Origin of the sequence: Mesorhizobium wenxiniae, assembly GCF_002284535.1 — a bacterium.
GTDB classification, from domain to species: Bacteria; Pseudomonadota; Alphaproteobacteria; order Rhizobiales; family Rhizobiaceae; genus Mesorhizobium; species Mesorhizobium wenxiniae.
The window spans coordinates 139,115-162,368 of the sequence record NZ_NPKH01000030.1 but is presented as its reverse complement, the minus strand read 5'-3'; the positions used below and the strand labels follow the sequence as shown (position 1 = coordinate 162,368).

Below are 23,254 nucleotides of genomic sequence, written 5' to 3'. Positions count from 1 at the left end.
ACCGCCTCATGACAGGGCCGTTTTTTTGAGTTTGCCTGTGTCTGTCATCGGTAGGCTGGGTACGATCACGATGGACTTCGGAACCATGAAATTTTCCAATCGTCTCTGGCATTCTTTCTGCAACTGCCTTTCGCCGACGAATCTTCCTTGCTCGATCACGACGAAGGCTTTCACAGCTTGTCCGAGCAACTCGTCCGGAACGCCGATGACCGCGGCTTCCCGCACACCCGGAACATCCAGCAGCGCGTTTTCCACCTCCTTCGGCGCTATCTTCTCTCCTCGCGATTTTATGATCTCATCGCCGCGACCGATGAAGTAGAGGTAGCCTTCCGCGTCCATCCGGCAGTAGTCGCCGGTGTACAAGACCTGCTCGCCCGGCAACGGGCCGGGTTTGAGTTTTCTGGCCGTGGCTTCCGGCTTACCCCAATAGCCCTTCATCACCGTCGCCCCGCGGATGACGAGTTGGCCAACGACATCAGGACCGACCGGCTTGTCATGCTCGTCGACGATCCACATTTCCGTGTTCGGGATGGCGACGCCGACGCTCAATGGCTTTCGCTCAAGGTCTTCCGGCGGCAGATAGGTACAGCGCTTGCATTCGGTGAGGCCATACATTGAATAGATGCGCGCGTCCGGAAACAGGTCCTGCAGCATGAGAATGTGCTTGAGCGGCAGGGCAGCCGCAGTGTTCGTGACGTAGCGAATGCTCGAAAAATCATGGTCTTTCAGCGACTTGAGATCCGAGAGTGCGGCGAAGATGGTCGGCACGCCGGGAAAACCTGTCACCCTCTCCTCCTTGATCAACCCGAGGATCTGCGCCGGGAAAGCGAACGAGCGTTCAAGCACCAGCCGAGCGCCAGTGCGAAACGCCATGATCATCTGGTACAGGCCGTAATCGAAGGCGAGAGGCAAAACGTTGAGGATCACCTCGTCTTCGCACAGCTTCAGGTATGAAGCGATCGACGTGCACGCGGCAGTCATGTTCCTGTGCGTCAGCATCACGCCCTTGGGTTCGCCTGTCGATCCAGATGTGTAGATGATGGCAGCGAGATCGATATCGATGCACCGACGCGCCGGCGGTACGCTACCATCGGCGGCGACCACGCTGTCCCAGCGCACGGCGTGCGGCAATCCTGTCAGCTCGGCCTCGATGATCGGCCCGGAGACGATCACCCGGCGCAATGACGGGCAGTTGCGTGCCGGCCCGCTGAAGATCGAGTGCAGGTGCCTGTCCGTGATCAGTGCCGTCGGTCGGCAATCGTTGAGCAGGTAATCAAGCTTGTCGCTCTTGGTGAGCGGATTGACGATGCACACCACGGCGTTCGCCTTGAGCACGGCCCAGAAGGCTACGACCGTCTCGACAGTGTTGTCGGCGAAGATCACCACGCGATCTCCGCGTGCAACCCCAGACGCGGCCAGATGTTGCGCGATGGCGTTCGAGCGCGCTTCGAGCTCGCCATAGGTGACACGTTGCCCGCCGCACACCAGCGCCACCTTCTCACGGACCCGGCTGGCGGCGTGGGTGAGGTAGTCATGCAGCAGTGGTACGGCGCCATGCATCATGCCAGCACCTCTTCGCGATGCTCGCGCTCAACGTCGACGCTGAGCTCGCCCAGGCGGACCCCACCGGGGCGGCTTGCGACAAACTGCTGGTGAAGAAGCTGGGTCGACAGCACGCCGACCAGCGCCATGTTGTCGGAGTTGGACAGATCGCCGTCGCTCGCCCTGGCTCGACACTTGTCCAGCAGGCGCGTGACCGACTTCGGATCGAAAACGTTTGCCTCGCGCAGCGCCGTCTCCGAAAGCGCTTCGCGGACATAGGCCGGAGCATCGTCGGCAACGAAGCAGAGCGCGTTGGGCGCTCGGTACGGCTGCTTCTTGCGGGCCACGATTTCGGACGGCACGATCGGTTCCGCTACCCGCTTCAACACGTGCTTTTCGTTGAGGACGCGCAGCTTGTAGGCAGCCGGAAGCGAATTCGCGAGCGTCACGAGTTCATCGTCCAGGAACGGGAAGCGCCCCTCGACGGAGTGGGCCATGAGCATCCTGTCCCCTTGTGAAGAAAGCAGGTATCCCGACATCAGCGTCTGGATCTCGATATACTGGTCCTGCGCGAGCGAGCCCCATCGCGAAAACTCAGCGGGCAGGCGGGCGATCAGCTCGGGCACGGCATTGCGGCGCTCGGTTTCGGCGCGCATGTCGGCGGAGAACAATCGCTTGATGGCGCTGGTGGTGCGCCAGCGTGTGTCATGCGCAAAGCCGGGCGTGTCATAGGCCTGGATATCGCGCCCGAAGAACTGGCGCGCCATTGCTTGCTGATGCACCGGCGAGCGGCTGAGATAGGGATACAGGCGCTCCAGCAGCCGTGAGCGTCGTGTCGATGCGGGCTGGCGTCCCCAAAAGCGGCGAACTTTGCCTTCGCGGAACAGGTCATAGCCAGCGAACATTTCGTCAGCTCCTTCGCCGGTCAGCACGACCTTGATGCCGTGTTCTCGCACCAGCCTAGAGAGCAGGAACAGCGGCGCAGGCGCGGTCCTCAGGATTGGGCGCTCTGTGTGGTTGATCACCTCGGGAAAGATCTCGGCGATGTCGCTGCGCGAAACCACCACCTCATGGTGCTCGCTCCCGGTCGCGCCGGCGACCAGGCGCTGGAAACGGGTCTCGTCATACTCGGCGTCGGCAAAACGCAGGGAGAAGGTCTGGAACCGCTCGCCCGCGTAGCGCCTTCCCAGCGCGGCGACTAGCGAGCTGTCAAGCCCGCCCGACAGATAGCAGCCGACTGGCACGTCGGCCTGCACGATCCTGAGCGCCGTCGCAGCCTCCAGGGCGCCGCGCACGTCGTCCACCGCGTCGTCGAGCGAGCCGGTGAATTCTCCACAGCGGGGATCGGAAATTTCGGGATAGCAAGGCTTCCAGAAGGCCCGCTCGCGAACGGTGCCACTTTCGTAAATGCGGACGTGCCCCGGGGTGAGTTCGCTGATCCCCTGAAATACGCCTTGCGGCGGGACGACTGTCCAGAGCGTGAAAGTCTGATCGATGCCGGCTGGATCGAAGGCACGGGGTATATTCATGTCGGCCGCGAAAATGGCTTTCACTTCGCTAGCAAAGTAAAGGCGCCCCCCATGCTCGCAGAGATGCAAGGGGCAGATGCCAAACCGATCGCGCGATAACACGAGACGACCCGCCACCGAGTCCCAGATTGCGACCGCCCATTGCCCATTCATCCGCTCGAAGGCAGCCTCGCCCCACGCGCGATAGGCATGGACGATGACCTCTGTGTCGCTATGGGTGCGGAAGCGGTGGCCGAGGGCGATCAATTTTTCACGCAGATCGAGGTAGTTGAATATCTCGCCGTTGAAGACGATCCAAGTCGTGTCGCCCGCATCCGCGAGTGGCTGCTGGCCGTTGGAGAGATCGACGACGGAAAGGCGGGCATGCGCCAATCCCGCGCGTTTGTCGCGGTAGAGGCCGCGCTCGTCAGGACCGCGATGCGCGAGTGCGCCCACCATGCGCATCAGTGCCTCCCGCGAAGGAGGCGCCGCGTAGGCGCCTAGCGAGATGATTCCGGCGATGCCGCACATCCGGTCAGCCCTCGCCCATGGCAGTGGTCGGCAAAGGCCGTGCGTGAAGATAGCGTGCGGCACGCCGTTTGCTGTCGATGTCCTTGAAGACTTTCTGAACCTGGGCCGCGGTGAGGCCGGCAGCTGCCGCGACCTCGTCGACAGAAATTCCGTGGTTCAAGCCGTAGAGGCACAGATCCATCAGATGGTAAGGCAGCGCGAAATAGAATTCCTCCTGACTCTGGGCCATGGAGAAAGTGTCCGTGGTCGGCGGCCGCCGCCGGACCTCTTCATCCACCCCAAGGTATTCAGCCAGCTGGTAGACCTGGGTCTTGTAGAGGTGGACGATTGGCATCAGATCGGCAATTCCGTCGCCCTGCTTGACGAAAAAGCCTTGGTCATGCTCCAGGCGGTTTGGCGTACCTGCCACGGCATAGTTGAGGCGGTCCGCATGGTAGTACTCGGTCATCTTGCGCAGGCGCTGCTTGTAGTTGGTTGCAGCAACGATCTGCAGATAGGCTGCCGGCGACAGACGCACCGTATCGGTCTTGCCCTCGGGATCCTGAACCGTGAGGCGCGTGATGTTGAGACCGTTGCTCTCGAGAACCGACGCGAGCACGAGCTTGCATTTCCAGCCGTCGCCATATTGGGGAACGACCGTCTGGATCGCTTCGATCTGTCGGCGATAGGCGCCGAGGGCCTCAAGTGCTGGTGCTATGTCTTCCAGGATCGTATCGATGCCAAGCTGGGCTGCGACGCTGCGGCCAAGCCTTAGCGAATCGCCGGAGGAATGGCGCTCCGGCATGAATATGCCCAAGACCTTGTCTTTCCCGAACGCGCGTGCGCACAACGATGCGACAACGGAACTGTCGATACCCCCGGAGAGGCCGACAACCACGCCACGACGCCGCAGCGTGCCAAAAACCTGCTCGCGCAGGATCTGAACGATGCGATCGACCTCCGCGCGAGCATCGAGCACCAGCGTGCCCATGCTGAATTGTGAGATCAAGTCGATGGTCTGTACTCCCGTTTGCGAAGCTCAGCCGCAGAATAGGTTTGCTTCAACGCATTCTCGATGAGTGGGCGGTTGGTCGCGAGATAGGGCTCTGTGACCATATCGAAGTGACTGCCAACGACCGGAATCACATCCAGATGCGCGAAAGCGCCATCCCACCCTATGGCCAGAGGCATATTGGGCCGAGCGCAGCGGAAGAGGATTGCAGTGATCGGCAGCGTCGGTCTGGGTATGGCCAACCACTGGTAGAAAGCTCGCCCCCGCAACTGCCCCTGCAGTTCCAGTTTGGTTCTGAAGCTCGTCGCGTTGAACTCGTCCTGGGCATAGCGATCGAGGATGCGGGCGAGCTGCGCCTCGAAGCCCGTTTTGACAGCGACTTTTGCAAGGAAGCGGCAGACCATCCGGTCAGCGGTCACCCGGTTGGTCCGGATTCGCTGATATGTGCGGACAATCATCCCCCAATAGGTGCTCCGCTCGCCGAGGAGACTCGTGTCGAGGATTCCCAGGAACTTCACAGTTCGCCCCGCGGCCAGCAGCCGCGCCGCGACTTCGAACGCGACGGCGCCACCGAGTGAATGGCCGAGAAGTCGTACGTGACCCGCAGGCTGGACGCGGCGGATCTGCTCGACGGCGGCGTCGGCCATGTTGGCGACGGTGTTTTGGCCGCGCAATATCATAGCCAGGGCGGGGTACCTGATGGGGGCTACTCGGGCGACCTTGCCCATCGCGGCTGCAAAGGCAGCGAGGCTCGGGCCATAGCCGACCGAGCCCGGGAACAGGAAAAGAATTGGCGCGTCGTGCGCCTGCGCGCGCGCGCGCTGGTCGCCTGCTTGTGCCGACACGACCGCCTTGACCATTTCGTCCGCGCTCATACCGACCGTGAAGGCCTCGAGACTGAGTTCCTGCCCGATGGCGCTTTCGATTTCCATGACGCATTGCAGCAGCTTCAGCGAATCTCCGCCTGCGTCATCCCAGCGGCCTGCGGCGACACGTGTATTGAGGATATTGTTCCAGGCATGCTGCACTATCCGGTGGACGGTCAGTTCGCTCGTATTGGACGGCTGCGCGGCCGGGGCGATCTTCCTGGCTGAAAGATCGATCTCCGCAAGCGTAGTCATGTCGACCTTGCCGCCCGGCAGACGCGGAATCCCGGCGATCGTGTGGAGCCGCAAGGGACACAGCGGCGGCGACAGCTTCGTTCTGACAAGCTGGCGAAGCTCGTCCGAAAAGGCTGGGCCCGCCCATGGCTGGGGAATGGCGAATGCAACAAGCTCATTTGCCGCCGTCACGATTGCAACGGCATCCTCCACGTCAGGCGCGTTACGCAACACCCGTTCGAGTTCGGCAGGCTCGATAGGCCGACCATTGATCTTTATCTGGCGCCCCTTACGTCCGACGATCCGCAACAGGCCATGACTGTCAAGTTCGACGAGGTCACCCGTCGCGAAGATCCGAAGATCCGGGTCATCCGGATCCGATTCCGCCGGCACGACGGCGCCGTTCTCCCAATGGCCAAGCAGGACATACGGGCTTCTTATCAGGAGCTCTCCGCTCTTGCCCGGCTGAACGCGGCGGCCTCTTTCGTCGACAATCGCGAACGCGATTCCTGGAAGCAGCCAGCCAACCGGAACCGAGGCGCCTTTCTCCGGCCAGTCCTGCGGTAAGAACCATTGCGCCCCTGTGGTCTCGGTTGACGAGTAACCGATCTGGATGAGGCAAGTGCTCGAAACGACCTTGCGCAGTAGGGCGATATCGGTCCATGACACCGTCTCTCCTCCGATCCGGGCCACTCGGAGCGAGCGGAAGGTGTCAGCAGGTTTGTCCGCCATGAGTGCGCGGAGCAAGGCCGGAACAAGATAGGTCACCGTCACGCCTTCGGATTCTACCAGGCGTTGGACCGCCCGCAGGCCGATGGCTTCGAGCTCGGCGAGATGCAAGGTGGCGCCGGTCAGAACGGCAGCGAGAACCTCCCGGCAACTGGCGATCGTGGCGGGCGCGGTCAAGGGCAGGAAAACATCATCCGAATTGATGTGGCATGCGTCGACATATTGCTGAACCCGCCACAGCAGACTGCGCTGGCTGTTGACGACGCCTTTGGGATGGCCAGTGCTGCCTGAGGTGTAGAGTACTATCGCGGGCGCGTCGACCGAGACGGAACAGGACTGGGGTATCGGCTGCACTTGCGGAGTGATGCTGGTAGTCGCATCAATCCAGTGGACATCCTGAGCCAAACCGACAGGGCGAACGTTGCCGTCGCCTATGACCGCCGAGAGCCGCGCCCTAACAACTATCTCATTGGTTCGCGAGTAGGGATCTCTCGTGTTGAGTGGCACGGAAGGCCGCCCAACCGCCATGCTCGCCAAGATAGCCACCGGGTACCAGGCAGAGTTGGCCTGAAGGATTCCGATCGCCTGCCCGTTGGGGACGACGGCCGCAATACGGTGGGACAACATCTCGACGGCCTGGAAAAGCTGGGAATACGTCAGACGAGTGGTGCCGTCGCTGATCGCGAGTTTGTTGGGATATTGCTTGGTGACGTCTCTCAGGTGATCGAAGACGGTAACGTTCGCAAAATCGACGCCCATGCGTTGATGAGGGCGCAGTACAGGACCGCCCTGATCAAGTGCGTAATCCGGCACGTTTGACCACCTGCGGGAGGCCGCTGGCTGACAATCCGCCCCTAGATCCAGACGTGCCTTTTCTGATCCCAAATATGCCGGAGACATGAGTGGCTCACGCTAAGATTAAGGTCACTTATCGCCCCCGGCCGAAATCTTTTCATCGATCATTCTGATGATGCCGCGATCTTCGCCAACGGCCGCGGTTGCTCAGTTTGGCGTCATCTCGTGCTGCGGACGCTTCGCGTCGACAGGGGGCTCACGGCGCACAGGCGATCGCGCCTGCCAACCGGCCAGCGCCGCCGCCATTGGCTTTATTCGTGCTGTCGCGGTCCTGGGCGATAATCGGCGTGGCAGTAGCCGCTGTCAGTGGTCGCGAAGTCGTCAGGAAATTAGCGCGATACAGCTAGGAGCAAAGATCCAGGGGTTTGAGCTTACCCGGCTCTCTGATCAGTTTTTTGGGCTTTTCTTGGTTTACCTGGTGCTTTTGTCGGGCCACGCCCGCTGGTGTCGGAGTCTCCGTCGGAGACAAAGCAGTATGCAAAGATATGTCCCCGGTTCTCGTCGGTTACTCGGATCCAATCCTTTTCCCACGTTCGGAGGGTAACATGTCGATCTGTCGACATGGCGGCGGCTTTGAAAGGGCTCGGCGCGTTGATGATACGCACCGCGATCACGTCATCGCCCTCCATTTGTTCGACGAGGTATGTCTGCATAAAGGCCTCCCAGCGCCCATTGCAACCTTAACGTCAGCCAAAGAGTTCGGTTGCAGCGTAGCAAAGCGATTTTTGACAAATGTGACGAACCGACGAGGCCGTTCAAGGCGTGCGGGCGGGGGTTAACGCTGGATCGACCAAGCGGCGCGCAGGTCGTCGGCTTGGGCGGTCCTTACGCCGCAAGCAGTCAGCGCGCCTTTGTTCGCCGTTACGAGCGCGGCATTGTCCTTGGCGGTTGTACCGTCGGCCAGAGTAAAATTGTTCTCGAAGCCGACGCGGGCATGACCGCCCAGCAGCGCACCGGCCGTAACGCAAGCGGTTTCTTCCCGACCGAAGGCGCAGACCATCCAGTGCGCGAAGCGCGGACGGTCATGCGCAAAGAAGGGAAGCAGGTCGGCCGGTCGCGAAACCTGTCCCGGCGTGTAGCGGCCGAGCACATAGAGCACCGGGATGTCGTCGAAAGGCACCAGCCCGCGCTGCTGCATGGCGGCTAGGGCCGAAGCCTCTTCGGGCGCGTAGAGGATCATCTGAGGGGCGATCCGCTCGCTCTTCAGCCACCACAGGAACTCCGCGAAAGCGGTCTCATGGGCAGCGTCTGGCACCAGTTCGCGCAGCGCCAGCGAAACCGCCTCAGGGCGGGTAGCGCGCACCACCGCCATCTGCTCGGCCGGCTGGTATCGGCCGACCGCTTCGCTGGTGATCTGGATGATCAGCCGCTCGCCCACCGCATCGCGTATTGCTTTCGTCGTCTCGCGATAAGCGTGCGCGTCGAGCAAATGGCCGCCGTCGCGATCGCGGACATGCGCATGGATCATAGCGGCGCCCGCCTCGAGGCAGGCGGCGGCGGTCCGGGCCAGTTCCTGGGGGCTGATCGGCAGGGCAGGGTGGTCTTCCTTGCCACGCCGTCCACCATTCGGCGCAACGGCGATTGCCGTCGGCGCGATAAGTCCGGGGCCGGTCACGTCCCTGTCGACGGTCATAGGTGCAGTCCAATTGTTTCAGTATTGCGCACTATGTAACATATGTTGCATGATAGGGTCGCTCCAAACCGCGCCATCGTCAATCGAGGAAAGCATGACACACATCCTGCATCGCCAGATCCATGCGACCCTGCCCGTCGCGAAAGGCGGCAAGGGTATCGAACTCTTCGACCGCGATGGCCGCGCCTATATCGACGCGTCAGGCGGCGCGGCGGTGTCCTGCCTCGGCCACAGCCATCCCGACGTGACGGCCGCGCTCCACGCACAGGCCGATAAGCTCGCCTATGCCCACACCAGCTTTTTCACCAACGAGCGGGCCGAGACATTGGCCGACAAGCTCGTCTCCGGGGCGCCACAAGGTATTAGCCACGCCTATTTCGTGTCCGGCGGCTCCGAAGCGGTGGAGGCGGCGCTCAAGATGGCACGGCAGTTTTTCGTCGAGACTGGCAAGCCCGAGCGGCGAAACGTCATTGCCCGTCGACAGAGCTATCACGGCAACACGCTCGGCGCTCTCGCTGCCGGGGGTAATGAGTGGCGCCGTGCCCAATTCCGCCCGTTGCTGATCAACACGTACCACATCGAGCCATGCTATGCCTACCGCTACCAGGAGGCCGGTGAGAGTGAGGAGGCCTACGGCCTGCGCGCCGCCCAGGCGCTCGAGGACAAAATTCTCGAACTCGGTCAGGACACCGTCATGGCCTTCGTCGCGGAACCTGTCGTCGGCGCGACAGCAGGGGCGGTGCCCGCCGTTCCCGGCTATTTCAGGCGCATCCGCGAAATCTGTGACCGCTACGGTGTGCTCCTCATCCTCGACGAGGTGATGTGCGGCATGGGCCGCACCGGGACGCTTCATGCCTGCGAGCAGGACGGTGTCGCGCCCGACCTGATGACAATAGCCAAAGGCCTCGGTGGAGGCTACCAGCCTATTGGTGCGGTGCTGCTTTCACGCCGCATCTTCGACGCTTTCGCCGAAGGCTCCGGCTTCTTCCAGCACGGCCACACCTATATGTGCCACCCGATGGCCTGCGCGGCAGCTCTTGCCGTCCAGGAGGTGATCGCTCGCGACGATCTGCTCGCCAATGTTCGGGCGATGGGAGCACATCTTTCGCAGCGACTGGGCGAGCGGTTCGGCAACCATGCCCATATCGGCGACATTCGCGGGCGCGGCCTTTTCATGGGTGTGGAGCTGGTCGAGGATCGCTCGACCAAGGCGCCCTTTGACCCGAAGCTGAAGCTCAATGCGAAGATCAAGCGCGAGGCAATGGCACGCGGACTGCTCGTCTATCCCGCGGGAGGCACGATCGACGGCGTGCGCGGCGATCATGTGCTGCTTGCGCCGCCATTCATCGTAGACGCCGCAGCAATCGACGCGATTGTCGAACGACTCGGCGACGCGATAGACGCTGCGGTGGCATAGCGCCAGCGCCCCTCATTCCGGCAGATAGGCCCCGAACGCCTGTAACTCCAGTTCCGTCTCCCTGACACGAGCCGCGGCGGCCGGCCCGCTGCGCGCCAGCATCGTTGCAGCCAGCGCTTCCACGATAGCCATAGCTGCGGCTACCGACGGGAAGAAGGACGGGCTGTCGGTAGAGAATCGCAAGGTAACATCGGCATGCCGCGCGATCGGAGCAGCCATGCTGTCGACGATCGCGACAATCGGAACGCTGTGTCGTTGCGCAGCCTCCATCACCGGCCCGAGTTCACGCGAATAGGGCGAAAAGCCGATCGCGACGACCGCTTCCCTCTTTCCAAGCGCTGCGAGTTCCGCCTCCATCGCACCGCCGTCGCCGCCGAGCAGCGTGACGTCGCGCCGAAACATCCGGCAGAGGTAGACGAGCGCGTGGGCGGGCGCGCGGCAGCTTCGGAACCCGGCGACACGTATGCGCTGTGCCTTCTCCAGTATCGCGCAAGCCGTTGCTATTTCTTCGCTGCCATTGGCCGCTTCGGCCGCCGCCAGATTGGCAACCGTCGTTCTCAGCGATTCCGCGAAAATCGCTTCCGACCCGCGCTTGACAAGCGCATCGGCCCTTGCCGCGAAAGGAGCCTTGCCGGAGCGCAGCCGGTCCTCGAAGGGCTTGCGCAGCGCCGCCCAATCACCGAAGCCCAGGCGCCGCGCCAATCGCACGAAGGTCGTCGGCGTCACCTCTGATCGCGCGGCCAGAACCCGCATGGAAACCAGCGCCACCTCGTCAGGATGATCGACCAGGAATCGCGCCGCCTTGCGCAGTTCTGAGCTCAATTCGGGGAGTTCGGTCAATATGCGCGCCAGAAGCGCGTCGAAACCCATCTCCCGCGTATACATTGTAACAAGCATTTCCCTTGATTGATAAAGCGCAACAATCGTAGCATGCATCGACGTGCCTTGACACTAAAACACCGGACGGCGCGACGGCACGCAAAGTACCAAGGGAGAACCAGATGAAACATGCCCGGACTGCACGCCACGGAGCGCAGATCGCCGCCTTGTCGGCCGCGCTGCTGTTTTCGGCCAGCGCAATGGCGCAGCAGAATTTCGTTACCATCGGGACCGGTGGCGTCACCGGCGTCTATTATGCCGCCGGCGGCGCTATCTGCCGCCTGCTCAACAAGGATCGTAAGACGCATGGCATCCGCTGCTCGGTGGAATCAACCGGCGGATCGGCATTCAACGTGAACACGATCAAGGAAGGCGAACTCGACTTCGGCATGGCGCAGTCCGACGTCCAGTACAATGCCTACAAGGGGCTGGAATCATTTAAGGACGGTGGCGCCCATACCGACCTGCGTGCGGTTTTCTCGATCCATCCGGAGCCGTTCACGGTCCTGGCGCATCCGAATGCCGGCGTGACGAAATTCGAGGACTTCAAGGGTAAACGTTTCAACGTCGGCAATCCCGGTTCCGGGACACGCGCTTCCATGGAACGTCTGCTCGGCGCGATGGGCTGGACGTTGGCCGACTTTTCGCTCGCATCGGAGTTGAAGGCTGACGAGCACGGCCCGGCGCTCTGCGACGGCAAGATCGACGGGTTCTTCTACGGCGTCGGCCATCCCTCCGCGAACATCCAGGATCCGACCACTACCTGCGCTGCCAAGCTGGTGCCGTTGACCGGAGAAGTCGTGGACAAGCTGGTCGCAGAAAATCCCTACTACGCCAAGGCGGTGATCCCGGGCGGGCTCTACGCCAACAATCCCGACGATACCGAGACTTTCGGGGTGCTCGCCACGCTGGTCACCTCGGCCAAGGTTCCTGACGAGAGCGTCTATCAGCTGACCAGGGCGGTGTTCGAAAATTTCGACGAGTTCAAGTCGCTGCATCCGGCCTTTGCCAATCTCGATCCGGCCAAGATGGTGTCGGAAGGAAATTCCGCGCCACTGCATCCGGGCGCTGAAAAATACTTCAAGGAGAAGGGCTGGCTGAAGTAGGCTTCGTGATCTGACGACAGCCCGGCGGATCCAGCGGACCTGCCGGACCCATCCGCAACAGGAGGCGTCATTGAGCGAAGTGAAGGCACAACCGGCCAGCGTCGATCTCCAAGAACTCGAGCAACTGGTCGCGGAGGCTGATACGGGTGGCCGGCATCCGAGCGGAACAGTCGCTCGAATCCTGCTTTGGGTTGCAGTTGCCTGGTCGCTTTTCCAGCTCTGGTACGCTTCGCCTTTGCCGTTCGTGTTCGGCTTCGGCATCCTTAATGATACGGAAGCGCGCGCCATTCACCTCGGCTTCGCGCTGTTCTTGACGTTCCTGGCCTATCCGGCGCTGAGATCCTCGCCCCGCGATCGTGTGCCGCTGCTCGACTGGGTGCTGGCCGCGGTCGGGGGGTTTGCTGGCTCCTATCTCTTTCTCTTCTACGTCGAGCTTTCCGGACGGCCCGGCCAGCCAACCACGCTCGATCTCGTTACCGGCACAGTTGGCATCCTGTTGCTCCTCGAAGCGACGCGCCGCGCGCTCGGCCTTCCAATGGTGGTCGTGGCATGTGTTTTCATCTTCTACACCTTTGCCGGCCAGTACATGCCGGACGTGATTCAACATCGCGGCGCATCACTCAATAAGTTTCTCAACCATCAATGGCTGACCACCGAAGGCGTCTTCGGGATTGCACTTGGCGTATCGACCAGCTTCGTCTTTCTCTTCGTCCTGTTCGGTACGCTTCTGGAAAAGGCAGGCGCCGGCAACTGGATGATGCAAATCTCCATCGCGCTGCTCGGCCATCTGCGTGGCGGCCCGGCGAAAGTCGCGGTGGTCTCATCGGCTCTCAACGGTGTCGTGTCCGGTTCGTCCGTCTCCAACGTGGTCTCAGGCGGCATCTTCACCATCCCGTTGATGAAGCGCACCGGCCTTTCCGGCGTCAAGGCGGGCGCCATCGAGGCTTCAGCCTCGATCAACGGCCAGATCATGCCGCCGGTCATGGGCGCGGCCGCCTTCCTGATGGTCGAATATGTCGGCATTCCCTATTCGGAGATCGTCATGCACGCGCTGCTGCCGGCGGTCTTCTCCTATCTCGCGCTGCTCTACATGGTACATCTCGAAGCGATAAAGATGGACCTGAAGACGATCCCGCAGCGTCCGACGCCGGCAAGAGAACGGATGCTGCGGATGGGGCTGGGACTGTCGGGCAGCATTCTCGCTGTCTGTATAGTCTATTACAGCATCGTTGCTATCCAGGCCGTCTTTGGCGGGACTGCGGCGCCGGTGCTCGCAATCGCTGGCGTAGCTCTCTACGTCGCCTCGGTCTGGTATTCCTCGCGCTATCCGGACCTCGCACTTGACGATCCGAACGCGCCGATCCTGGAACTGCCGCGCGCCTGGGACGTCACGCGGACCGGGCTCGATTTCCTCATCCCGATCGCGGTGCTTCTGTGGTGCCTGATGGTAGAGCAGATGTCGCCAGGCCTCTCGGCGTTCTGGGCGACCCTGTCGATCCTCGGTATCGTCGCCACTCGCAAGCCGCTGATGGCGGTATTCCGTAACGAAAACCTCGCCACCTCAGTGCGTGCCGCCTGGGACGACCTGATCGACGGGCTGGCGCTCGGCGCCCGCAACATGATCGGCATCGGTATCGCCACGGCCACCGCCGGCATCGTCGTCGGCACGATCACGCTGACCGGTCTCGGCCTGATGATGACGGAGCTCGTCGAGTTCATCTCCGGCGGCAACGTCATCCTTATGCTGATCCTCATCGCCGCGATCAGCCTTGTGCTCGGCATGGGTATTCCGACCACCGCAAACTACATCCTCGTGGCGACGCTGATGGCGCCGGTGGTGGTCGATCTCGGTGCGCAGGCCGGACTGCCGATCCCGCTGATCGCGGTCCACCTGTTCGTTTTTTACTTCGGCATCATGGCCGACATCACCCCGCCGGTCGGGCTGGCGGCCTTCGCTGCGGCGGCGATTTCCAAGGAAGACCCGATCGCCACCGGCTTCCAGGGCGCGCTCTATTCGCTGCGCACGGCGATCCTGCCGTTCGTCTTCATCTTCAATCCGGCGATCCTGCTGATCGGAGTCGACACCTGGCCCCAGACGATCTGGGTGGCGACGGTCTCATTGATTGCCATCTTGCTGTTTTCAGCCGCGACAATGAACTGGTTCGTGACGAAAAGCCGACTTTGGGAAAGTGCTGCCTTGCTTCTCATCTGCTTCACGCTGTTTCGGCCGGACTGGTGGCTCAACCAGGTGTCGCCGCCTTACGAGGAATTGCCGGCGAGCGAGTTCCTGTCGGCGGTCGCGCAGACGCCGGCCGATGGCCGCATCAATTTCGTCGTCGAGGGTGTCGACCTCATGGGCGAAGATGTACGCAAAACCGTCAATGTGCCGCTCGGCGAGCCGGGCGAGCCGCTGGAGCGCCTGCGCGGCATTGGACTTACAATCACGCAAGCGGGCGACGCGCTGATGATCAGCAATGTCGATTTCGGCTCCTACGCCAAGCGCATCGGGCTGGATGTCGGATATGACGTGGTGGCGGTGCTCAGAAAGGCCGACCAGCCCTCGAGCCTCATTCCGATCGGCCTGGCGCTCGCTGCGACCGCCGGCGTCGCCGGGCTGCAGTTTGCGCGGGCGCGTAAGCAGGCAGACAGGAAGGAAACCGGGCCGGCGCGCTGAGACTGCAACGGTTGATAACAGCTGGTGGGAGGCCCCGGGGAAAAACTCCTCAGTCGGCGGTCAGCACCACCTTGACGCTCTGCGAGCGGTCGGCAGCCAGGCGAAAGGCATCGCGGGCCGAGGAGAGGGGGCGTTCGGCGGTCACCAGCTTCAGGACGTCTATATCTCCGCCGACGATGAGATCGACCGCCTGATCGAATTCCGCGTCGAAACGAAACGTGCCGTGCAGATTGATTTCCTTGGCCATCACCGCGTTGGCCGCCACCGGGATCTGACCACCCGGCAGATTGCCGACCTGAACGACCGTGCCGCCGCGCCGAACGCTGTCGATCGCCGCCGCGAGGCCCGCTGCCGTGCCTGAAATCTCGAAGGCGACATCAATCGCCTTGTCGGACGCGAGCGCCTTGAGCTCCTCGTCGCCGCTGGACAAGTCGATCGTCCTGTTTGCTCCAAGCTTGCTGGCGAAGGCGAGTGGCGCCTCTGCTATGTCGACGACGGTGAGCTCGCCACATCCCTTGAGCCCGGCGGCGAGCATTGTCAGGAGCCCGATCGGGCCGGCGCCGAACAGGATGACGTTGCGGCCGGCAATGCCGCCGGCCCGCGCCACCGCGTGCAGGCTGACGGCGAGTGGTTCGGCGAGTGCCGCGGCCTGATAGGCGATAGAATGCGGAACCTTGACGCATTGCGCCGGCGTGGCATCGAACACGCTGGCAAAACCGCCCTGCATATGCGGCGTTTTCGAAGCCGAGCCCATGAAATAGATGTTTTCGCAGAGATTGGCGCGGCCCTCGACGCATCGCGCGCATTGTCCGCACCAGCGCGACGGGTTGACTGCCACGCGATCCCCGACGGCAAGTCCGGGCGCGTCCGCGCTGATTTCGACAATCTCTCCGGCGACCTCGTGGCCAAGCACGAGCGGCGATGTGACGACAAAATCGCCGGTCCGCGCATGACGGAAATAATGCAGGTCCGAACCGCAGATGCCGCCTGCGCCGAAACGCACGCGCACCATTCCCGGCGTGAGGGGGCCGAGCGGATGCTCGGCGACACGCAGATCCTCGGGGCCGAACAGCGTCGCGGCGACTGCGCTGTCGGTCATCGGATCAGTCCCATTTGCGTCGGCAGCCACAGCGTGATGGCGGGGATGAAGGTGATCAGGATCAGCGCGACAACCAACGGGACGAGCCAGGGCAGAATTGCCATGGTCGTACGCTCGACCGACAGCTTGGCGACCCGCGAGAGGACGAACAGCACCATGCCGAGCGGCGGATGGAGGAGACCGATCATCAGATTAAGCGTCATGATCAGACCGAAATGCACAGGATCGATCCCGTAGAGGACCACGATCGGCAGGAGGATCGGAACAAGGATCGTGATAGCGGCGATCGTGTCGAGGAAACAGCCGACTACCAGCATCAGGATGTTCACCAGGATCAGGAACACCCATTTGTTTTCGGTCAGCGATGTGATGAAGACCGAGAAGAGCTGCGCCGCCTGACTGACCGTGAGCAACCAGGCGAAGATCGACGCTGCTGTGACGATGAAGAGGACTGACGCGGTCGTCTCAATCGTGTCGAAACTGGCCTTGGCCAAGGCTGCGAGTGTCATCGTGCGATAGCGGACGAGCCCGAGAAACAACGACCAGATGACGGCGGCCATGGCCGCTTCGGTCGGCGTGAACCAGCCCATGGTCATGCCGCCGATCAGGATGATGGGTGTCATGAGCGCCATGACGGCGGAGAAATCGAAATACCAGTCGCAGGCGATCAGGACGACGAGCGCGATGCCAACGGCAATATTCAGCGACAGTCCCATCTCGACAAGGACATAAACCGCCAGCGGAAAGCAGCATACGACGGCCACCTCGATCGAGGCGGCGGCGAGCCGGTTCAACTTGAACGGCGTGTCCGAACCCCAGCCCCGGCGATGGGCGAAGATCGCGACCGTCACCATCATCAGCACCGTCATGACGACGCCGGGCAGGATGCCGGCCATGAACAGCGCGCCGATCGAGACGTTGGCCATCATGCCGTAGATGACGAAGGGCAGCGACGGCGGGAAGATCGGACCGAGCGTCGAGGACGCCGCGGTGACGCCGACGGCCGCCTCCACGGGATAGCCGTGGTCGCGCATCGCCTTGATCTCGATGGTGCCGATACCGGCGGCATCGGCAAGGGCTGCGCCCGACATACCGGCGAAGACCACCGATCCGATGATGTTCACCTGGGCGAGACCGCCCTTCATCCAGCCGACAAGCGTCAGCGCGAAGGAATAGATCCGCCCGGTGACGCCGGCGATGTTCATGAGATTGCCGGCGAAGATGAAGAACGGCACGGCGAGCAGCGGAAAGCTCTCGACACCGGCGATCATGCGCTGCGCGGCAATGATGTCGGGCGCCACGCCATAGAAGACGAGATAGAGCAGCGACGACACCGCCATCGACACAGCGACGGGCACACCGACCAGCATCAGGACGAGAAACGCTCCGATCAGAAGCAGCATGGCCTATTCCCCCAGTCCGTCGAACGCGGCGGGGCGCTCCAGCGCCGAGTAGCCACGGCGGATGTTGCCGATGAATACCTGGATGGCGCGCAGCATCATCAGCACGAAACCGGCGAAGACGGCGTAGAAGACGACGTTGCGCGGCAGGTTGATGGTGACCATCCGCTCACGGTGGACGATCCCGACATAGCGCCAGAGGAGCCAGGACATATAGGCGAAGAAGCAAATGGTAATCAGATTGACCGCAAGCGCCAGGTAGCGCCCCACCCCAGCGGGGAGATAATGATAAAGTACGTCGACGTGGATGTGGCGCGTGGTGCGTGTGCACATGACCGAGCCCAGGAAGACCACGACGACGAGGCAGTTGATGGCGATCTCCTCGGTCCAGGCAAAACTGTTGTTCATGACGTAGCGCGTGAAGAACTGAAGGAACACGCAGAACGACATGCCCCAGAACACGGCGAGCGTGAGCCAGTCTTCCACCGCGTATCGCGACAGATCGACGGGCGCGGTTTCTTCCTCGAATGCATGCGCCAGTTCTTCGGGGGTAACCTGGGTGTGGACCTCTTGGGTCATCGGCAAGCTCCGGACACCGTTGGGACAGCGGGCTCAGCAGACCCGACGCGCTTGTCGCGCCGGGCCGGGATTGATGCAGGTTATTTGACGGCGCGGATCGCCTCCCAATCCTCCTTGCGGTAGCCGAACTCCTCGAACGTCACCTTCTCCATCACGTTCTTTTCGAAATCGGCGCGATCGACTTCGGTGACGGTGAGACCGCGTTCCTTGAAGGTCTCAACCAGGGCCTTCTCGCGATCGACGATGATCTTTGTCGCTCGCGCGGCGGCTTCCTGCATCACCTCGGTGAAGATCGCCTTGTCCTCGTCCGACAATTGCGACCAGCGCGATTGCGACACGATCGTGTTGAGATGGTCGACGATGTGTCCGGTCAGGATAATATGCTTTTGCACTTCGTAGAACTTCTTGGCGTCGATCGTCGTCAGCGGGTTTTCCTGCGCTTCCACCGTGCCCTGCTGCAAGGCGAGATAGACCTCGGCGAAGGCGATCGGCGCGGTGTTGGCGCCGCAGGCGCGCGGCATGGCGAGATAGGCCGGCACATCAGGCACGCGGATCTTCAGGCCCTGCATGTCGGCGCATTTTTCGATCGGCCGGTTGGAGGTCGTGTGACGGGTGCCGTAGTAGGTGGTCGCCGTGATGTGATGGCCGGACGCCTCTTCGTAGCCGCCGGTCAACTCCTTGTATTTGTCGCTCTTGGTGTAAGCGAGCAGATGATCGGCGTCGCGGAAAGTGAACGGGAAGTAGGTCACGCCGATCGGCGGGAATTCGCGGGCGGCGAAGCTCGATCCGGAGATGATGATGTCAACCGTGCCGAGGGTCAGCCCCTGGTTGATGTCGGCTTCCTTGCCGAGCTGCGAGGCCGGGAAGACGTCGATTGCATAGCGGCCGTCGGTGCGCTTCTTGATCTCTTCCGCCGCCCACACGGACTCGGTGTGGAAGGGTTCGGACGTTTCGTAGACGTGAGCCCATTTCAGCGCGGTTTGTGCAGAGGCCGAAGCCATGGGCAGAGCGATTGCGGCGATCGTGCCGAGCAGAACGACGTATTTTCTCAACATCATATTCCTCCCTGTGATTGGATTTGACTGTGCCGACAGGATCCTCCCGGTCGGCCGACTCCTATCCCGCGACCTCCCTGGCCGCGGATTTCTCACCGAAATTGCGTGAGAATCTCAGTTGAGACTGACGCAGATGTTCCTGCATGGCGGCCTTGGCCCGTTCCGGCTCGCGCGCCGCGATCGCGTCGCGCACCGCGCGATGCTCCTCCGCCGCGGCTCGCCAGGAATCCCTGTTCTCGAAATAACTCGACAGTCGTTCGAAATATGGGTTCATGCGCTGGTCGAAAAGCTCGCCGATACAGCGCACCAGGACGGCGTTTCCGAGAATGCCCGCCACCATCGTATGGAACTCGCGGTCGAGCGCGATCGTCATCTTGGTCGGGTGAAGTATGTCCTCCATGCGGCGCAGCACGTCGTCCATGTGTTCGATGTCAATCGGCCGAACATGGAGGGCGGCTTCGGCGGCGATCGCCCCTTCGAGGAACTCGCGCGCCCGCAACAACTCGAACGGGCCTTCATCCATCTCTGCGGTCAAAACCTCGGCACGCGGCCGGTCGGTGACGTAGATGCCGGAGCCGACGCGAATGCGTATGCGCCCCTCGACCTCGAGGGCGATCAGCGCTTCACGGACAGTCGGGCGGGAGATGCCAAGCTGATCGGCCAGTTCGCGCTCGGTCGGCAGGCGATCACCGACTGCGAACTCGCCGGCGTCGATCAGCTGCCTGAGCTGATCGGCGATCTGTCGGTAAAGTCGACGCGGTTCAACGGCCTGGATCGGCATTGTCACCCAGTTCTACTTCAACAGAATCATCCGGCTGACCTCGGATCGGTAAATTGGTCTGACCTATTGATCGAAAGTGCCGCGAAAAAAACGAAGAGTCAAGCAGCAGAGAATGCCCGTGGAACTTCGTGCCTTGCTTGGAACGACGGATCGGCCACAGCTGAACGGCAACTCTTGACCTTCCAGCAACTGGAAGGCTTATCGCGTGGTTTCGCCGCCAACATCATCTCGGGAGTTCTACGCAGGTGGGCTATGACGCGGCGCGTTCAAGAAGGCGGCCGAAACAGTCCGCCGCCCTAGGTCAATGGAGAGAAAACCGACAGGAATCCTGCAATGTTCGTACAGCCCGTCGACTACTTCCTCGCAGTCTGGTTCGTTCTGGCGGGCCTGAGCACGGCCTATGTTGCGTGGGACCAGTTCCGCAACAACCCCGAACCCGTGGTGATGAAATGGGGGTTCATCCTGGTCACGCTCTATATGGGGCCGCTGGGGCTGCTGATTTACGTGCTGGCCGACAAGGAGCCGCGGCCGGGCGAACACGAGGCGTTCACCAAGCCGCTGTGGAAGCAAGGCGTCGGCTCGACGATCCACTGCGTCGCCGGAGACGCCACCGGCATCATCCTCGCGGCGGCAATCACCGCCGCGCTCGGGTTGCCAATGTGGATCGATCTCATCGTTGAGTATGTTGCCGGATTCGCCTTCGGCCTGTTCATCTTCCAGTCGCTGTTCATGAAATCGATGATGGGCGGCACCTATTGGGAGAATGTCCGCAAGAGCTTCATGCCGGAATTCATCAGCATGAATTTCATGATGGCGGGCATGGCGCCGGTCATGAGCTTCCTCATGATGGGCAGCGACATGCGGGCCATGGAGCCGACCGAGCTCCTGTTCTGGGGTGTCATGTCGTTCGGCGTGATCGTCGGCTTCATCACCGCATATCCTTCTAACGTATGGATGGTGGCCCGAGGCCTGAAGCACGGGCTGATGACCGAACGCGTACCGGAATTCGACAAGGCCAGGGAAGGCAGGCGCGAGCACGCGTATGGCGGCGCGGAAGTCGGGATGGCGGGGCACAGTCACGCTGACGCGCGCTTTGACGAACACGGCAACCCCAGACATGGCAACCCAGGCGATAACTCCGGAGCCGGCCATCATGGATCCAGCTATGACTTCTCCCACGGCAATCGGGGAGGCGGGTCGCGTGGTATGCATGGCGGTCACGGCATGGAACCGGATGCAACTGTGCCGCAACTCGCGGCCTTGGGCGGCGTGTCCGTACTTGCACTGGCGCTCGGCATGATCGCTCCGGCCAACTGGGTGAACCTCACCCTCAGCGCGCGAGACGTAGGCGGCGCCATCATGCCGCCCGGCATGATCATGGACCGCGACACGCCGGCTGCAGCGATGCTGGACATGGCCGCCGTGCATCCTCGCCTGATCACGGCCAGCCATGGCTTGGAAGTTCGCGGCGACCGGGAACTGGAAGCCAGGATGGAGAACGGGGTAAAGGTGTTCGACCTGGAAACCTCGGTCATCCGCTGGGCGATCCTGCCGGACGTGAAAGTCGACGCCTATGCGATCAACGGGCAGGTTCCCGGCCCGCGGCTGCATATCCGGCAAGGCGACCTGGTGCGCATCAATGTGACGAATCGGCTGCCGGAGAGTACGACGCTCCATTGGCACGGGTTGATCCTGCCGAACGAAATGGATGGCCCGGCCGAGATCACGCAGGAGCCGATCCCGCCCGGCGGCAGCTACCGATATGAATTCACGGCGGGCCAATCGGGGACCTACTTCTATCACTCGCATGACCATGTCGATCGCCAGCAGGCGCTCGGACTCTACGGCGCACTCATCATCGATCCCGCCAATCCCCAGGACGAGATTGCGGCAGACCACGACTATATTATTCAGCTTCAGGAATGGCTGATGCGGGAGGGGCTGACTTTTCCGTCGATGCCGATGGACGGCGGACAGCCGAATTACTTCACCATAAACGGCCGCGCCTATCCTTCGACGGACACGATCAGGATGAAAGTCGGCGAAACTCTGAAGGTGCGCTTCATCGGCACCAACAATGGGTTTATCCACCCGATGCACATCCACGGCGGTCCATTCGAAGTTGTCGCCCGCGACGGCGAGACTATCCCGGAGTCGGCGCGGTTCCTCGCCGATACAGTCAACGTCGGACCAGGGCAACGCTACGATGTCGTCTGGCAGGCACGTCGGCCCGGAAAATGGCTGATCCACTGCCATATCGGGCATCATACGACCAACAACAATGTCGAAGAGAAGGGCGGTGGCGGACTGATGGTCGTAATCGATGTGCAACCCTGAAGCCCGCTCCGCAAGGCGAAACATAGATGGATATCCTTGCCATCTACGGCGGCCTGTTTGCTATTGCCTTCGCTGCGGCGACCATTCTCCCGGCGCAGTCGGAGGCCGCACTTGCAGGGCTCCTCGCCATGGATTCCTTCTCGCCCGCAATGCTGGTTGTTGTCGCCAGCCTGGGCAACGTCCTGGGTTCTGTGGTGAACTGGGGGCTTGGTCGAGGGATCGAACGCTTCCGGGACAGGCCCTGGTTTCCGCTGCGTCCCGCGACGCTCAACCGCGCCACGAAATGGTATCACCGCTATGGAAGATGGTCGCTTCTGTTAAGCTGGATGCCGATCGTCGGTGACCCACTGACCGTGGTGGCTGGGGCTTTGCGCGAGCCGCTATGGAGCTTTGTCGCAATCGTCGCCCTCGCGAAGATTTCGCGTTATCTGGTTGTCGCCGGGGTGGTCCTGGGCCTGATGTAAAACCGAAATGGCAGATATCGCAGCAGGCAGCTGCGTTCACTTTTGGTTGCTGGCAACAAACTTTACGCACGCGAACTTGACAAATCACGCGAACAATTGTCCCAAGGGCACGATGACGAATGTGGGTCGAATCTCGATATTGGGAAACATACCGGTCCGAGCAATGCTGGCGGTCGTATTCCTGGTCATGTCGGCTCTCCAGCCTGGACTGTTTACCACAGCCAACGCCACGGGCTTTGACGCCGTGGTGCGTGTACAGGCCGAGACACATGACATGGGCCATCACGGCGCCACGGCGGACGAAGCGGACACGTCAGAGCATCATCACGGCGACAAGCAATCCTCCGACAAGAGCTGTGAAGTCCATTGCGCGCCGACAAATGCGGTGCCGGTCGACTGCCCTGATTTGGAGCATGTTGTCTCCCGCTGCTTTGCACCCGTCGTTGACGTCACCTTACCGCTTGGCGAATACACTGCGCTCATAAGGCCCCCCAAACATCTGAGCTGACGCGCCCTTTCGGGGTGTTCGCGCAGCGTCGGGAATCCGTTCCCGCGCTGCCAAACGCATACGTCA

The 23,254-nt window shown here is 61.9% G+C and carries 18 protein-coding genes; 6 read left to right on the top strand and 12 right to left on the bottom strand.

The annotated features are described in order from the left end of the window. Positions 1-6: 6 nt before the first annotated feature. The 6 genes from CIT31_RS24855 to CIT31_RS24830 form a co-directional block, all read right to left on the bottom strand. Positions 7-1,563 (bottom strand): class I adenylate-forming enzyme family protein, encoded by a 1,557-nt coding sequence (locus CIT31_RS24855; RefSeq protein ID WP_165778547.1) that lies wholly within the window; start codon positions 1,561-1,563, stop codon positions 7-9. Then, positions 1,560-3,581 (bottom strand): asparagine synthase (glutamine-hydrolyzing), encoded by a 2,022-nt coding sequence (asnB, locus tag CIT31_RS24850; protein ID WP_095520769.1) that lies wholly within the window; start codon positions 3,579-3,581, stop codon positions 1,560-1,562. Before asnB ends, CIT31_RS24855 begins: the two co-directional genes overlap by 4 nt. Before the next feature lie 4 nt (positions 3,582-3,585). Then, positions 3,586-4,551, bottom strand: a complete 966-nt coding sequence (gene nadE / locus CIT31_RS24845) for an NAD(+) synthase (protein WP_095520768.1) — start codon at positions 4,549-4,551, stop codon at positions 3,586-3,588. A 14-nt stretch (positions 4,552-4,565) separates the two neighbouring features. Continuing rightward, positions 4,566-7,301 carry a non-ribosomal peptide synthetase gene (locus tag CIT31_RS24840; RefSeq protein WP_095520767.1) on the bottom strand — a complete coding sequence of 912 codons (2,736 nt, stop codon included), beginning with the start codon at positions 7,299-7,301 and terminating at the stop codon, positions 4,566-4,568. A gap of 326 nt (positions 7,302-7,627) precedes the next feature. Next, positions 7,628-7,909 (bottom strand): hypothetical protein, encoded by a 282-nt coding sequence (locus tag CIT31_RS24835; protein WP_065009399.1) that lies wholly within the window; start codon positions 7,907-7,909, stop codon positions 7,628-7,630. 122 nt (positions 7,910-8,031) lie between these two features. Further along, complete coding sequence (locus tag CIT31_RS24830; RefSeq protein ID WP_095520766.1) at positions 8,032-8,889, bottom strand: beta-keto acid cleavage family enzyme; 858 nt, start codon at positions 8,887-8,889, stop codon at positions 8,032-8,034. A 94-nt stretch (positions 8,890-8,983) separates the two neighbouring features. On the opposite strand from CIT31_RS24830, the gene CIT31_RS24825 reads away from it, so the two are divergent. Next, complete coding sequence (locus CIT31_RS24825) at positions 8,984-10,306, top strand: aspartate aminotransferase family protein (protein ID WP_095520803.1); 1,323 nt, start codon at positions 8,984-8,986, stop codon at positions 10,304-10,306. Positions 10,307-10,318: 12 nt separating this feature from the next. On the opposite strand, the gene CIT31_RS24820 is transcribed toward CIT31_RS24825, so the two are convergent. Continuing rightward, positions 10,319-11,191 carry a MurR/RpiR family transcriptional regulator gene (locus CIT31_RS24820; protein ID WP_164759573.1) on the bottom strand — a complete coding sequence of 291 codons (873 nt, stop codon included), beginning with the start codon at positions 11,189-11,191 and terminating at the stop codon, positions 10,319-10,321. 116 nt (positions 11,192-11,307) lie between these two features. Here CIT31_RS24820 and CIT31_RS24815 point away from each other — a divergent pair, with 116 nt between their 5' ends. Next, on the top strand, positions 11,308-12,291 hold the full coding sequence (locus tag CIT31_RS24815; RefSeq protein WP_029352653.1) for a TAXI family TRAP transporter solute-binding subunit: 984 nt from the start codon (positions 11,308-11,310) through the stop codon (positions 12,289-12,291). 181 nt (positions 12,292-12,472) lie between these two features. After that, a complete protein-coding gene (locus tag CIT31_RS24810; protein WP_095520802.1) occupies positions 12,473-14,965 on the top strand; it encodes a TRAP transporter permease in 2,493 nt (830 codons plus the stop codon). Positions 14,966-15,014: 49 nt separating this feature from the next. On the opposite strand, the gene CIT31_RS24805 is transcribed toward CIT31_RS24810, so the two are convergent. The 5 genes from CIT31_RS24805 to CIT31_RS24785 form a co-directional block, all read right to left on the bottom strand. Continuing rightward, positions 15,015-16,064 carry an L-idonate 5-dehydrogenase gene (locus CIT31_RS24805; protein ID WP_095520764.1) on the bottom strand — a complete coding sequence of 350 codons (1,050 nt, stop codon included), beginning with the start codon at positions 16,062-16,064 and terminating at the stop codon, positions 15,015-15,017. Next, entirely contained in the window at positions 16,061-17,467 is a 1,407-nt protein-coding gene (locus CIT31_RS24800; RefSeq protein WP_095520763.1) for a TRAP transporter large permease, read from the bottom strand. Before CIT31_RS24800 ends, CIT31_RS24805 begins: the two co-directional genes overlap by 4 nt. Before the next feature lie 3 nt (positions 17,468-17,470). Further along, entirely contained in the window at positions 17,471-18,043 is a 573-nt protein-coding gene (locus CIT31_RS24795) for a TRAP transporter small permease (RefSeq protein ID WP_095520762.1), read from the bottom strand. Positions 18,044-18,123: 80 nt separating this feature from the next. Continuing rightward, positions 18,124-19,098, bottom strand: coding sequence for a sialic acid TRAP transporter substrate-binding protein SiaP (locus CIT31_RS24790; protein ID WP_095520801.1), 975 nt, complete (start codon positions 19,096-19,098; stop codon positions 18,124-18,126). A 61-nt stretch (positions 19,099-19,159) separates the two neighbouring features. Beyond that, positions 19,160-19,879: a FadR/GntR family transcriptional regulator gene (locus CIT31_RS24785; protein ID WP_095520761.1), complete on the bottom strand. Its 720-nt coding sequence runs from the start codon at positions 19,877-19,879 to the stop codon at positions 19,160-19,162. A gap of 333 nt (positions 19,880-20,212) precedes the next feature. Here CIT31_RS24785 and CIT31_RS24780 point away from each other — a divergent pair, with 333 nt between their 5' ends. The 3 genes from CIT31_RS24780 to CIT31_RS24770 are packed head-to-tail and all read left to right on the top strand — an operon-like array spanning position 20,213 to position 23,188. Continuing rightward, the gene (locus CIT31_RS24780; RefSeq protein ID WP_095520760.1) at positions 20,213-22,216 is read left to right on the top strand and encodes a multicopper oxidase domain-containing protein; all 2,004 of its coding nucleotides are present in this window, start codon (positions 20,213-20,215) and stop codon (positions 22,214-22,216) included. A 26-nt stretch (positions 22,217-22,242) separates the two neighbouring features. Then, a complete protein-coding gene (locus CIT31_RS24775; protein ID WP_095520759.1) occupies positions 22,243-22,680 on the top strand; it encodes a YqaA family protein in 438 nt (145 codons plus the stop codon). A 7-nt stretch (positions 22,681-22,687) separates the two neighbouring features. Then, positions 22,688-23,188: a hypothetical protein gene (locus CIT31_RS24770; RefSeq protein ID WP_133116205.1), complete on the top strand. Its 501-nt coding sequence runs from the start codon at positions 22,688-22,690 to the stop codon at positions 23,186-23,188. Positions 23,189-23,254: the final 66 nt, after the last annotated feature.

Coding starts and splice junctions, on each gene's coding strand:
- CIT31_RS24800 (WP_095520763.1), bottom strand. CDS start 17,467: ATGCTGCTTCTGATCGGAGCGTTTCTCGTCCTGATGCTGGTCGGTGTG.
- CIT31_RS24855 (WP_165778547.1), bottom strand. CDS start 1,563: ATGATGCATGGCGCCGTACCACTGCTGCATGACTACCTCACCCACGCC.
- CIT31_RS24830 (WP_095520766.1), bottom strand. CDS start 8,889: ATGACCGTCGACAGGGACGTGACCGGCCCCGGACTTATCGCGCCGACG.
- CIT31_RS24785 (WP_095520761.1), bottom strand. CDS start 19,879: ATGCCGATCCAGGCCGTTGAACCGCGTCGACTTTACCGACAGATCGCC.
- CIT31_RS24790 (WP_095520801.1), bottom strand. CDS start 19,098: ATGTTGAGAAAATACGTCGTTCTGCTCGGCACGATCGCCGCAATCGCT.
- CIT31_RS24770 (WP_133116205.1), top strand. CDS start 22,688: ATGGCAGATATCGCAGCAGGCAGCTGCGTTCACTTTTGGTTGCTGGCA.
- CIT31_RS24795 (WP_095520762.1), bottom strand. CDS start 18,043: ATGACCCAAGAGGTCCACACCCAGGTTACCCCCGAAGAACTGGCGCAT.
- CIT31_RS24775 (WP_095520759.1), top strand. CDS start 22,243: ATGGATATCCTTGCCATCTACGGCGGCCTGTTTGCTATTGCCTTCGCT.
- CIT31_RS24780 (WP_095520760.1), top strand. CDS start 20,213: ATGTTCGTACAGCCCGTCGACTACTTCCTCGCAGTCTGGTTCGTTCTG.
- CIT31_RS24825 (WP_095520803.1), top strand. CDS start 8,984: ATGACACACATCCTGCATCGCCAGATCCATGCGACCCTGCCCGTCGCG.
- CIT31_RS24840 (WP_095520767.1), bottom strand. CDS start 7,301: ATGTCTCCGGCATATTTGGGATCAGAAAAGGCACGTCTGGATCTAGGG.
- CIT31_RS24820 (WP_164759573.1), bottom strand. CDS start 11,191: ATGTATACGCGGGAGATGGGTTTCGACGCGCTTCTGGCGCGCATATTG.
- asnB (WP_095520769.1), bottom strand. CDS start 3,581: ATGTGCGGCATCGCCGGAATCATCTCGCTAGGCGCCTACGCGGCGCCT.
- nadE (WP_095520768.1), bottom strand. CDS start 4,551: ATGGGCACGCTGGTGCTCGATGCTCGCGCGGAGGTCGATCGCATCGTT.
- CIT31_RS24835 (WP_065009399.1), bottom strand. CDS start 7,909: ATGCAGACATACCTCGTCGAACAAATGGAGGGCGATGACGTGATCGCG.
- CIT31_RS24815 (WP_029352653.1), top strand. CDS start 11,308: ATGAAACATGCCCGGACTGCACGCCACGGAGCGCAGATCGCCGCCTTG.
- CIT31_RS24805 (WP_095520764.1), bottom strand. CDS start 16,064: ATGACCGACAGCGCAGTCGCCGCGACGCTGTTCGGCCCCGAGGATCTG.